The following is a 12,779-nucleotide window of genomic DNA, read 5'->3' as shown; positions in this document are numbered from 1 at the left end:
CATTCTCTGATACAGCATCGAAAATCATTGTCGACAGCAAGCTGTGCCGTTGGCCTGTTTGCCGATACGCGCCCCGCGTGGCAGCCTTTGTACGCGAGGCGGAAATGAGAAGCGGTCAGGCCGCCGTCGCGAGCGGGCGGTGGTCCGAATCCATGGAGATGAGTGAAGTGGCAACATCTTTGCAGCATCAGCCGCATCCCGGACACGATCACACGCACGGCGAAGGGTGCGGACATATGGCCGTTCCCCACGACGGCCACGTCGACTACGTACACGACGGGCATCTGCACCGTCAGCACGACGACCACGCCGACGAGTGCGAGGCCGAGGGTCATCGGGAGCATGGCGCGCACGCTCATCTGCACGGCGAGGGCTGCGGGCATGTGGCGGTTCCTCATGGTGACCACCTCGACTACGTGCACGACGGTCACAGGCACGCCCCTCACGACGGTCACTGGGACGACCACTGACCGCTTCTCGTCACTCCCCCTGAAAGCGAAATGCGCCCTTGCTTCCAAGGGTGCATTTCTTGTGCCCCCGTAATTCCTGCAAAAGGCGTGCGCAGGGTAGCGATCGCTTCTTTGTCGACTTGCGTACTTACGGTCGGAGATGAATTTCCGCAAGAGGTGGGCGTCCTTGTAGTCGATGTACGTGATGCCGGCCGCGTCCAGCGGGTTGGGACGGGACTTCCGCGGTTTGCGGGGTCTTGACGGCGGGCCATGGTGCTCCTTTTGTGAGGTGACGGTCGGACAGCGTGGGACGGGCGACCGCGTGGCCGCCTCCGGAGGCTGGGCCTGTCACGGATCCGCGTGCGTGAGCAGGCCCACGCCGGTTTCCTGCCCGGTCACCAAGTCCTCCTGGTGGCCGTGCCACTCCTACGGCGAGCGGAGACGGAAACGGGCGCGGCTGCATCTTCGTGCACGCGGCGCCGCGGTGGATCCCGCTCACGCCGCTGACAGCGACACCCGGACTTCCGCTGTCCCGGCGGGACGAAGAGTCCGGTGCCCCGACGATTCCTGCGGCGCGCTGAGGAGGCAGGGTTCCGAGGGGGCGAGGGTCATGCCGACGTCAGCCTTCGGGGCGGAGCAGGCCGCTCGTACGCCTTCGGCAGAAGCTGGGGGACGCGGTACTGCAAGCCGTCCACCTCGATCGTCACCCGTGGGGGCGTCGTGGCCCGGCCTGGACGAGGCCCGCTGCACTGCAAGTCCTTTCCTGCAGAGCACCCGCGTCCCCGTGACCGCAGCCGAGTACCTGACGCTGTCGGCGATCTTGCAAGTACCGGTCTCCCGTGCTCGGTAGCCTCAAGAACCCCAGGAGCCATTGTCTCGTGTGCACAACAGCACTCGTGTGTACGACAGCAGGGGTCAAAGCCCGCAGGAGGCTTACCCGTGTCGGGTCGCGCGGTGAGGTCGTTGTCTGTTCGAGGGGCCCGTCACGACCCTGAAACCGGGCCCCTCGTCTGCGGCATGAGCCGCCCTGTGTCTCGTGGCGTGTCACCCCTGGAGGACCCCATGTCTGTGTCGCGTCGTGGGCTGATCGGTTGTGCGGCGAGCGGCTCTCTGGCTGCGTTCGCCGAGGCGGCCGCCGCATCCGGCGGTCGCTCGGATCGTGACGTCCGCCGCGGGCACTTCCGTGCGATCGTGATCGGCTCCGGTTTCGGCGGTTCCGTGGCCGCGCTGCGTCTGGGGCAGGCGGGAATCGACACGCTGGTACTGGAACGCGGCCGGGAGTGGCCCGTCGCCCCCGAGCGTCATCTCTTCGGCTCGGCGCACGGCATCACCAACACCATGTTCTGGCGGCGCCACACCACGCGGTGGCCGGCGATGCTTCCTTTGCCGGTACGGCCGAACCTCGGTGTCATGGAGGTGTCCCAGGAAGCCGGGCTGGACATCGCCTGCGCCGCCGCGGTCGGCGGCGGATCGGTGGTCTACACGGGCGTCACCCTCGCCCCGCCCCGCCGCTACTTCGAGTCCCTCTACCCGGGCGCGTTGCGTTACGAGGCGTTCCACCGGCAGTGGTTCCCGAAGGTACGCGCCATGCTCGGCGCAACCCGTATGCCCGATGACGTCTACCGCTCCGCGCGGTTCACCCACTCCAGGCTGTGGGACCGGCAGCTGCACCGCGCGGGACTGCGTACCTTCCCCCTGGACTCGACCTTCGACTGGACCACCATCCGCGCCGAACTCGATGGCACCGCACCGCTTTCCGCCACCGTGGGGAACTCCGACTTCGGCTGCGGCAACGGCGCGAAGAAGTCCCTCACCCGCAGCTATCTACCCGCCGCCGTGGCCACTGGCCGTGTCCGGCTGCGCCCCCTGCACGAAGTGATCTCCCTGCGTCGCAGGAGGCGTGGCGGCTATCTCGTGGGGGTCCGCCGTCTCGACGCCGACGGAACGGTCCTCGAAACCCTTGAGCTGAGCTGCGGGATGCTCTTCGTGGCGGCCGGCACCCTCAACACCAACCGACTGCTGGTCGCCGCCCGCGAACGGGGAGACCTGCCCGACCTGCCCGCCGGTATCGGCACCGGATTCGGCGACAACGGCGATCAGCTGAATCTGCGCAGCCAGCCCCTCGCCTTCCACGGCGGCAGCCAGGGCTCACCGAGCGCCTCGGCGGCGTTCCTGCACCGCGACTTCGGACTTCCGCTCCTGGTGGAGAGCTGGGTGCTGCCCACCTACTCGGCTCTCCCGGCGCTGGTCACCTTCGGAATGACCGTGGATCACGACCACCGCGGGACCTTCCGCTACGACCGCGCCTCCGGCCGCGTCCGCCTCGCCGACTGGACCGCCGAGAAGTCGGCCGCGGCCGCCCGCGCGTTGCGGGCCCACAGCGGCCGCGTCGCCGCCGCCAACCCGGGCACGCTGCCCCTCACACTCAGCAACCCCTACCAGTTCACCGGTCACCCTGTCGGCGGCTGTGTCATCGGCCACTGCACCGACCTGTACGGGCGGGTGCGCGGCCACCGCGGGCTGTACGTGGTCGACGGATCGCTGCTGCCGGGCAGCGTCGGCGGCGCGAACCCCTCCCTCACCATCGCCGCCCTCGCCGAACACGCCCTCGCCGGCATCGTCACCGCCGGTGGCTGACGGAGCCTCCTGGAGCGCGACCCGCAGTCCCGGCTACGCGATGGTGCGGATGAGGGCGGCGTTCTGGCCGCCGAAACCATGGAGCTGGGTGAGGTCGTGACCGAGGTCTTCAGCTGTCGGAACCCACGTGGCGAAGACACTGGACCTCTGGCTCTCGACGATCCGGTGTCCCGAGCCCGGGGCAAGAGCCTGCGGGTGACTGAGGGCAGCAGGGCCGCGTCCCCCGGTCGGGCCGTCAGCATTGTCGGTCGAGGTCTTCCTCAGAGTGCGCGGGCTTGCGCGGTGTCCGGCGCAGCGGGTCGTGAGTCCTGACGGGTGGTCGCCCGTACGCGTTCCTGTGACGTCCCGTGCGGCTGGGTGTGGGTGTGGGTGTCCGTACGGTCGTGGGTGCGCGTTCCCGACAGGGCGGAGCGCCGGTGATCCCGCGTCCCCCGGGGCGAACGCGGGGCTACCACTTCACTTCTCCCGGGAGCCCGGCCCTCCCCGTCCGCGGTCTCAACTGTTCGGTTCCCCGAGTGCTGTTGCCTCGGGGCGGGTGCCCTGCCGATGTCCGCAGCGGCCGCCGGTTCACGTGCGGGCGGTCGGAAACCGGCCGATGCCGGACGTGCAGGTCTTTGCTTCGCCCCTGCGCAGCGGCGGGGCAGAGACTCCGCGTCGCGCAGGCCACCGGCTGTTCACCCCGCTGCGGCGGAGGCGGGAGTGCGGCCGAAGGCACGGCTCAGATAGGCGTGGTCGACGAGGTCAGGGTCGGGGAGAGTCCCCACGGCGCCAAGCAGGTTGGTCCGGTCGTAGGTGCGGCGGTGGGTGCTGTAGGCGAGCGGGTTGGCGGCGAAGTCCGCCGCCAGTTTCTCCAGCGGCGTCGGGCGGTGCAACGTCGGCGTCATGCTCACCTCCAGTCCTGGGAAGCGTGTCTCAAGGGCCTCGGCGACGGTCTGGAACGTGACGTTGTGCGGGTGGGTGACGTGCATCGTACGAACACCTGCGGCAGGCGCGGTCTGTGAGGCGGCCAGGACCATGGCGTGGGCGGCGTAGTCGGCCTGCAGCATATTGAGGCTGCCGAGGGGGTCTCCCTGCATGCGGTATCGCAAGGATGCGGCCGAGGGGCGCGGCGCGTGCAGCTGCGTGGGCAGTGCTGCACCTGCGTCGGGGCCGTTGCCCATGATCTGGTGCATGAGGCGCAGCAGGACATCGGTGGGCTGGCCGGGCAGGCCCTGAGGGGCGGGCCGGTCGGTGACGAGCAAACTGGGCCGGAACACGGTCGCGTCCCGATGTCCGCCGGCTGCCCAGGCGTGGACCATGCGCTCGGCGGTGTAGTTCGACTCCTCGTACGGGATCTGGAAGCCGCTGGTGTCCTGGAGGTCGTCTTCCATGATGTGGCCGGTGCTGCGTTTTCCGGCGACGTAGGCGGTGCTCACGTAGAGCAGCCGAGCGCCTGGGGCGTCGTCCGCGAGTTCGAGGACATGGCGGGTGCCGATGACGTTGGCGTGATGCAGCGGTGCCGGATCACCTTCGAGTACGACCAGGGCCGCGCAGTGCCACAGCGTGGTCAGGCCCTCGGTGATCCGGGCCCGTTCCTGCGGGTCCAGGCCCAGACCCGGCTGCACCAAGTCACCGCTGACGTAGCGTACGGCGGCCATCGCGTGCGCGTCGAGCAGCGGGGTGGCCAGCCACTGGACCGCTGCCTCGACACGGGTGCGCAGTTCATGGGGCGTTCCCCGTCCCAGAACGGTGACCTTCTCGCCCCGGGCCAGCAGCTCGCGCAGGAGACGGCAGCCGAGGAAACCGGACGCACCGGTCAGCAGGACAGACAAGAAGGGCTCCTTCTGCGAGGACGGGTCCCGTGGGCCGGGGAGCCGGATGCTACGCGCTGAGGGCCGGCGGCCGAGCGCAGCTCGGGACGCGCTCCGCACAACCATCCGCGCGAGTGAAGGGCACTGTTTCCGCCACCGTCACTCCTTCGGAGGTTTCCCGGATACCCCCTCTGCAGTGGTCACTCTGTGTGCAAAGTTCGATGACTGAGGGCTACGCTGCGTTGCTGTCCTGCCTCTGCAGTGAAAGGCCGCTGATGCCGCAGTACCCAGCCCCCGATGCCCCCGAGCGATCAATCGCCGTCGTCGGCATCTCCTGCCGCCTGCCGGGCGGAATCCACCATCTCGACGGGTTGTGGGACGCCCTGCGCGACGGGCGGCACATGGTCGGCGAAGTTCCCGAGGACCGCTTCGACGCACGCCGGTTCGTCACCACCGACATGGCCCGCACCGGCCGCAGTTACACCGCGGCCGGCGGCTTCCTCAACGACATCACGGGTTTCGACGCCGGGTACTTCGGGATCTCCCCGAAGGAAGCCGCGCAGATGGACCCGCAGCACCGCCTGTTGCTGGAACTTGCCGCCGAAGCCCTGGACGACGCCGCCATCGCCCCCGCCCGCCTCGCCGGCACGGACACAGCCGTCTACATCGGCATCTCCGACGCCACCTACGGGGCACAGCAGGCCCTGACCCTGGAGAACATCAACCCGTACACGATGCTGGGGGCGGCTTCCTCACTCGCCGCCAACCGCCTGTCCCACGCATTCGACCTGCGTGGCCCGAGCATGGCCGTGGACACCGCCTGTTCCTCCTCCCTGGTGGCACTGGACCGCGCCTGTCACACCCTGTGGGAGGGCACCAGCAGGGTGGCCTTGTGCGGCGGCGCCAATGTGCTGCTCAGCCCCCTGCACTATGTGGGGTTCTCCCAGGCGTCGATGCTGTCCCGGCGGGGACACTGTGCCGCGTTCTCCGCTCAGGCCGACGGCTTCGTACGCGCCGAGGGCGGCGGTCTGGTCGTGCTCAAGCGGCTTGCTGATGCACTGGCCGACGGCGACCGGGTTCTCGGGGTCGTCCTGGGCAGCGGAACCAACAGCGACGGGCGCACCACCGGCATCGCGCTGCCCAGCGCCCGGGCGCAGGAGGAGCTGCTGCGCCGCGTGTACGCGGACGCGGGTGTCGGCCCGGACGAGGTGATCTACTTCGAGGCCCACGGCACCGGAACCGCTGCCGGGGATCCGCTGGAGGCCCAGGCGATCGGCCGGGCGCTGGGGGTGCGCCGCATCACCGGCGCGCTGCCCATCGGTTCGGTCAAGACCAACCTCGGACACCTCGAACCCGCCTCGGGCATCGCCGGCCTGTGCAAAGCGCTGCTGGTACTGCGGCACGGCATCGCCCCGGCCTCGCTGCACGCCGACACCCCCAACCCGGACATCGACTTCACCGGCCTCGGCCTGAGCCTGACCAACCAGCAGCAGCAACTGCCGGTCACCGACCGGCCGGTCGTGGGCGTGAACTCCTTCGGCTTCGGCGGCTCCAACGCCCACGTCGCCCTCACCGCCGCCCCGCCCGCCGCAACCGTTCATACTGCGCCACAGCCGCCGCCCGAGGGCCTGCCCCTGCTGGCCAGCGCCCGCACACCCCACGCGCTGTCGGCCGCCGCCGCAGCCATGGCCGAGCGTCTCGCACACTGTGCCGACGACGACTTCTACGATCTGGCCTACACCTCCTGTCGGCGTCGTGGCCTGCACGAACACCGTGCGGCCGTCTTCGCCCGCACGCCACGGGAAGCGACAGAGGGATTCGCCGCCCTGGCCGCACAGTTGGACACCGGCGTGGCGCAGACGGCCGGCCTCCCTGCGGAGGTGTCGGCGGCCGTGGCCGAGGCCGCCTCCGGCGGACAGATCACGTTCGTCTTCGACGGCAACGGCTCGCAGTGGGCTGGTATGGGGAGTGACTTGCTGCGCGAGGACCCCGTCTTCCGCGCGGCGGTGGACGAGGTGGACGCCGAACTCGCCCCCCGGCTGGGCTGGTCGGTCGCCGAGGAATTGCAGACACCCGTTCACACCTGGCGGCTGGAGGCCACCGAGGTCGCACAGCCGCTCTTGTTCGCCGTGCAGGTCGGCATCGTGGCCGTACTGCGTCACCGCGGAATCACGCCCGCCATGGTGCTGGGCCACAGCGTGGGAGAAGTAGCCGCCGCCCACACCGCAGGTGCCCTGAGCCTCGCCCAGGCCGCACACGTCATCGCCGAACGGAGCCGGGCGCAAGCAGCGACCGCGGGCTCGGGCCGTATGGCAGCCGTCGGTCTCACCGTCGAAGAAGCAGCCGCAGCGATCGCCCCCTGGGGAGAGGCGCTGGGGATCGCGGCGGTCAACAGCCCCCAAGACGTCACCATCGCCGGCGAAGCCGACGCATTGGCCGCCCTGGGCGGTCAACTCGCCGGCCGCGGAGTATTCTTCCGCGATCTGAGCCTTGACTACGCGTTCCACAGCCGGGCCATGGATTCCCAGGCCGGGCCCCTCACCGCAGCCCTGCGGAGCCTGACGCCCGGCGACGGGGAGATCACCCTGTACTCAACGGTGACCGGCGGCCGACTGCTCGGCAGGGACATGAACGCCGAGCACTGGTGGCACAACATGCGGCGTCCGGTGCTGTTCGCCCCCGCCGTCGAGCAGGCCGCACAAGAGGGCGGTGACGTTTTCGTCGAGATCGGCCCCCACCCCGTGCTGCGCACCTACCTGCAGCGCATCGCCGGCACCCGCCCCGGCAGCAGGACGGTCATCGTGCCGACGCTGCGCAGGGACACCGACGGGTCCCGCGCCCTGGCGTCCGTGCCCGCCACACTGCTCGCCGCGGGAGCCGACACCCCGTGGGACCGCTACTTCCCGCACGCCGGACGGGTGACAGCCCTGCCCGCCTACCCCTGGCAGCGCGAGCGCCACTGGGCCGGAGACGCACACGTATGGGGTCGTAGCGGTCCCCTGGTGCACCCGCTGCTGGGTGGACGTCTCACCGCACCGCACCCCGTATGGGAAGGCAGCATCGAACCCGGCCTGGTGCCCTGGCTCGCCGACCACCGCGTCGCCGGTTCGGTCGTGATGCCGGCCACCGGCTATGCCGAAATGGCCCTGGCCGCCGGACGGGAGGCCCTCGGCGGACCCGTCGAGGTCCTGCATCTGGACATCCAGTCCGCTCTGGTCGTGCCCTGGGCCGAGGCACCTGCCACCAGCGTTCAGACAGCCCTCCATCCCGACGACGGCGTGCTGACCATCACCAGCACCACCGCGCGCACCCAAGAACCACGCCCCCACGTCCGTGCCCAGGTACGGGCCCTGCTGCAGCCCCGGCCCGCCGACCTGGACCTGCAGGAGACGGCCGACCGCTGCCCACAGCACCTCACCGGCACCGCCCACTATGCCGCCTGCACTGCCGCGGGCCTCGACTACGGGCCCGCCTTCCAGGTGCTCACCTCACTGGACATCGGTGAAGGCGAGGTGCTGGCCCGCTTCCGGCACGACACGCCGGGCCGGCCCTTCGGCGTTCACCCGGCGCTGCTCGACGGCGCCCTGCAAGCCGGCGCACCACTCCTCGCAGACCTCGCGGACGACGGAGCAGCGTTCCTGCCCGCCGCCATCGGCACCCTGCGGATCTGGGAGGAGCCCCCGCCCACCGGGGCGGTACGGGTGCGCGAACGCAGCCGCACCCCGCACGAGGTCTGCTGGGACATCACCCTCACCAGCGACGACGGACGGGTCGTCGCGCAACTCGACGGCTGCCGCCTGCGGCGCGTGGCAGCGACCCGCCGTACGCCCGTCACGGTCCACCAGACGCAACTGCGCGCAGCGCCGCACACCAACAGCCCGGCCGCCCCCTCCCCGCTGCCCTCTCCGCAGCACATCGGCCGAGCAGCAGAGCCGCACCTCGCCGCCCTGCGTCGGCAGTTGCCCGCTGCCAGTGGATCAGCGTTGGTGGCGGTGCGGAAGTGGGTGGCGGGCCGGATGGCGACCGTGTTCGCCGGCCTTCTGCCCGACCCCGCTCATTCCTTCTCCCTGGACGATCTTGTGGCCGCGGGGGTGCTGGACAAGCACCGGCGGCTGTGCGCGCTGCTCATCCCGATGATGGAGGATCTCGGCCTGCTCACCCGCACCGGATCCGACCGGTGGCGCCTTACGGCGGGACAGATCACCGCTGCCCAGGCGGCTCGTGAGATCGTGGCCCTCGATACGGCGGCGGTCGCCGGGCACAGCCTTGCCGCCCGCCACGCCGGCATGAGCGAAGCCCTCCTGCGAGGCGACGCGGACCCCCTGGACATGCTGGTCACCGACCACGCAGCACAGGCTCTGGAACACTTCTACGACCTCTTGCCCGTGACGCGGTTCCACAGCCGCCTCGCTCAGACCCTCCTCCGTGAGATCGTCGCCGCGTGGCCGCAAGGACGCACTCTGCGGATCCTCGAAGTAGGCGCCGGCACAGGGGCCACCACTGCGGCACTGCTTCCGCTACTGCCGCGTGAGCGCACTCACTACTGTTTCACCGATGTGTCCGCGTTCTTCTTCCCGCGGGCGAAAAGCCGCTTCGCCTCCTACGACTTCGTCGACTACCGTGCCCTCGACCTCGCCCAGGACCCCACCGCGCAAGAATTCGCGGCGCACAGCTTCGACCTCGTCGTCGCCGGACACGCCCTGCACACAGCACCGGACCTCGCCGACGCACTGAGGAACGTGGCCACGCTCCTGGCGCCCGGCGGACAACTGCTGGCCACCGAGGCACATGACCCGCTGGACCTCCTGCCCTACTTCGGCTTCCTGGACAGCTTCTACAGCAACACCGACACCGAACTGCGGCCCGAGTCGCTCCTGCTACCCCGCGAGGAGTGGCCGGACCTGCTGAACCGCTGCGGCTACACCGACGTCCTGCAGACCGGTCATGACACAGCCCCCCTGCAGGACAGCCTCTCCGTCCTGCTCGCCGCAGTCCCCTCCACCACAGCGGCCGAGCCACCCGCACCGGCAACGCCCCCCAGCGCCACGGCCTTCGTCGTGGTACCGGAGACAGCCGCCGAACAGGAGCAGGCGCTGGCCCTGCAAGCCCGCCTCACCGACGGCACCAGCACGGCTCGCACCCTGACCATGACCGACGACGAAAACGTCTGGACACAAGTACTCCAGGGTGCCCGCGACGAGTCGCCCGCCGAACGCACCGCGGTCATCCTGCTCCTGGCCGATGTGGCTGCCGACGCACCGGCCGACCTTACGACGCGCGCCAGCCGGCGGGCGGGGGCCCTGAGGGCGCTCACGGCAGCGATCGCCACGACGGCGCGCAGCACGCCGCCCGAACTGTGGCTGGTCACCCGGCCCTGCGGCAGCGCCCCCTCCCTGCGCGTCACCCACGAACTCGACGCCGCCCTGTGGGGGATGACCCGCAGCCTGGTCAACGAAGTGTCCGGGCTCAGCAGCCGCCGCATCAGCCTGGAACGCACCACGGACGTCACCCATGACGCCCGCCGGATCGCCCAGGAACTGTGGCAGCCCACGCAGGAGGACGAGATCCTGCTGACCGCCGAGGACCGTTTCGTACCCCGCGAAGTACCCCGCCCCACCGCCCAGCCCTGGGACGGCAGCTCCCCCTTCGCCCTCAGGGTGGACAACCCCGGCCTCTCCTACCAGCTCGCCTGGCAGGAGAAGGGGCTTCCCGAGCCGGGACCCGGCGAGGTCCTGATCGAAGTACGTGCTGCGGCACTCAACTACCGCGACATCATGCAAAGTGTCGGGCTGCTGCCCGAAGAAGCCATCGAAGGCACCCACTCGGCCAAGGGATGCGGCCTGGAGTGCGCCGGCGTGGTGATCGCCTGCGGCCCAGGAGCCACCGGCCTGTCGCCGGGGGACCGGGTGGCAGGCCTGGCACCGGCCACTCTGGCCTCGCACACGGTGACCGACGCCCGCGCCGTATGGAAGCTGCCTCCTGGCATGCCCTTCACCGACGCCGCCACCATGCCCGTCGCCTACGCCACGGTCCACTACAGCCTCAACCGGCTCGCCCAACTCCGCCCCGGCGAGACAGTCCTGGTGCACGGCGCGGCCGGCGGAGTCGGCCTGGCGGCGATCGAGTACGCGCGTGGCCACCAGGTGCACGTGATCGCCACGGCGGGCAGCGACCTCAAGCGAGACCTGCTGCGAAGCCTGGGCGTGCAGCACGTGTTGGACTCCCGCACCCTCGACTTCGCCGCCCAGGTCAAGCAGATCACCGACGGGCGGGGCGTCGATGTCGTCGTCAACTCGCTCGCCGGCGAGGCCATGGCCCGCAGCCTGGAACTCCTGCGCCCCGGCGGCCGGTTCATCGAACTGGGCAAGCGGGACATCTACGAGAACAAACCGCTGTCGCTGCGGCCCTTCCGCAACAACATCGCCTTCTTCGGCGTCGACCTCACCAAAGTGCTCGACGACACACAGGAATCCGACGCACTCAGCGCCGCACTCAGCACGGCGATCCACGACGGCACGTACCGCCCGCTGCTGCATACGGTGTACCCCGCCGCACGGGTCGACGAAGCCTTCAAGCTCATGCAGCACTCGCGCCACATCGGGAAGGTCGTCGTCGCCTTCGACACCCTGGACGAACCACCTCTGGTGGAGCGCTCATGGGACGCCCCCCGGCTGGACGAGAACGCCACCTACCTCGTCACCGGAGGCACCAGCGGCTTCGGCGCCGCCACCGCCCAGTGGCTCGCCGGCCTGGGAGCCCGCCATGTCGCCCTGGTCAGCCGCCGCGGCAGCCAGGCTCCCGAATGCGACGGCGTGCTGGCCGCGCTCACCGCACGAGGGGTGACAGCAACCGTGTTTGCGGCGGACGTCACCGACCTGGACGCCATGCGCACTGTCGTCGCCCACATCGACGCCACCGGACATCCCCTGCGCGGCGCGGTGCACTGTGCCATGCACCTGGACGACGCCCCGCTCACCGCCCTGAGCGACGAGCGGATCGCCGCCGTCATGGCCCCGAAAATCACGGGAGGGGCCGTTCTCGATGCCCTCTTCCGAGACCGGGAATGCGACCTGTTCCTGATGTACTCCTCCGAGTCGGGCACGCTCGGCAACATCAAGCAGACGCCCTACGCAGCCGGCAACCTCTACCTCGAAGCGCTCGTCCGGCGCCGCCGCCAAGACGGGCTTCCCGGCCTTGCCATCGCCTGGGGAGCCATCGCGGGCGTGGGCTACGTGGCGCGCAACGGACTGACCCAGTCCGTGGAACGCCTCGGCTTCGGCCTGATGCCTGCGGACGAAGCACTCGTCGCCGCCACCGCGCTGCTGGCCTCGAACGCCGAAGTAGCCGGCGTCGCCCGCAGCGACTGGGGGCCGGAACTGCGGATGTGCCCGTCCACCACCGCCCCCAGGCTCTCGCCCCTGATGCCTCGAAGCAGCGAGAGCGGGGAGGCCAACGGACAAGAGCTACTGACCACCCTGTCGGCGATGTCGGGCAAGGAGGCGCTCGACCACTTGTGCCACAGTCTCGCCGGGATTCTGGCCGACATCCTGCACATGGACGTCGAAAGCATCGACCCGCACCACCGACTGGAGTCCTACGGCCTCGATTCGCTGATGGCAACCGAGCTCCTCGTGAAACTCAACCGGCGCTTCCACGTGGACATTCCGCCCATGGAACTGCTCCGAAGCAGCTCCGGCACCCTCGCCGACGTTGCGCAGACGCTCCACCTCAGGCTCGGTCTGGGCGCCACCGACACCTCCGCACCCGACACCACCATCCCGCACCAGAACCACAGCGCCGAAACGGAGCAGCCTCTCACCACACGCTGAGGTCCCGAGAACACCCCTCACCAGCGTCGCGACCGCCCTCCTCCGCCACGGCTCTCAGGACAGGCGTCGGCCGA

The 12,779-nt window shown here is 70.0% G+C and carries 4 protein-coding genes and 2 pseudogenes; 4 read left to right on the top strand and 2 right to left on the bottom strand.

Going from position 1 to position 12,779, the window contains the following annotated elements:
• Positions 1 to 158 precede the first annotated feature (158 nt).
• On the top strand, positions 159 to 470 hold the full coding sequence (locus tag ACQPZG_RS00410; RefSeq protein ID WP_433544574.1) for a hypothetical protein: 312 nt from the start codon (positions 159 to 161) through the stop codon (positions 468 to 470).
• 125 nt (positions 471 to 595) lie between these two features.
• Here ACQPZG_RS00410 and ACQPZG_RS00405 read toward each other — a convergent pair.
• Positions 596 to 721, bottom strand: a pseudogene (locus tag ACQPZG_RS00405) (30S ribosomal protein S18); the annotation flags it as partial.
• A 25-nt stretch (positions 722 to 746) separates the two neighbouring features.
• On the opposite strand from ACQPZG_RS00405, the pseudogene ACQPZG_RS00400 reads away from it, so the two are divergent.
• A pseudogene (locus ACQPZG_RS00400) lies at positions 747 to 861 on the top strand (30S ribosomal protein S14); the annotation flags it as partial.
• Positions 862 to 1,511: 650 nt separating this feature from the next.
• Positions 1,512 to 3,086, top strand: a complete 1,575-nt coding sequence (locus ACQPZG_RS00395) for a GMC oxidoreductase (RefSeq protein WP_433543718.1) — start codon at positions 1,512 to 1,514, stop codon at positions 3,084 to 3,086.
• A gap of 674 nt (positions 3,087 to 3,760) precedes the next feature.
• Here ACQPZG_RS00395 and ACQPZG_RS00390 read toward each other — a convergent pair.
• Positions 3,761 to 4,897, bottom strand: coding sequence for an SDR family oxidoreductase (locus ACQPZG_RS00390; RefSeq protein ID WP_433543717.1), 1,137 nt, complete (start codon positions 4,895 to 4,897; stop codon positions 3,761 to 3,763).
• A gap of 254 nt (positions 4,898 to 5,151) precedes the next feature.
• Here ACQPZG_RS00390 and ACQPZG_RS00385 point away from each other — a divergent pair, with 254 nt between their 5' ends.
• On the top strand, positions 5,152 to 12,705 hold the full coding sequence (locus ACQPZG_RS00385; RefSeq protein WP_433543716.1) for an SDR family NAD(P)-dependent oxidoreductase: 7,554 nt from the start codon (positions 5,152 to 5,154) through the stop codon (positions 12,703 to 12,705).
• The last annotated feature ends 74 nt before the right edge of the window (positions 12,706 to 12,779 follow it).

This window comes from Streptomyces sp. CA-294286, from assembly GCF_050947155.1.
Lineage (GTDB): Bacteria > Actinomycetota > Actinomycetes > Streptomycetales > Streptomycetaceae > Streptomyces.
Note: the sequence above shows the minus strand (reverse complement) of the source record. Positions and strands in the feature narration are given on the sequence as shown.

What these genes read in the sequence shown, in the direction of transcription:
- ACQPZG_RS00410 (WP_433544574.1), top strand. Translation starts at nt 159, where the DNA reads ATGAGTGAAGTGGCAACATCTTTGCAGCATCAGCCGCATCCCGGACAC.
- ACQPZG_RS00395 (WP_433543718.1), top strand. Translation starts at nt 1,512, where the DNA reads ATGTCTGTGTCGCGTCGTGGGCTGATCGGTTGTGCGGCGAGCGGCTCT.
- ACQPZG_RS00385 (WP_433543716.1), top strand. Translation starts at nt 5,152, where the DNA reads ATGCCGCAGTACCCAGCCCCCGATGCCCCCGAGCGATCAATCGCCGTC.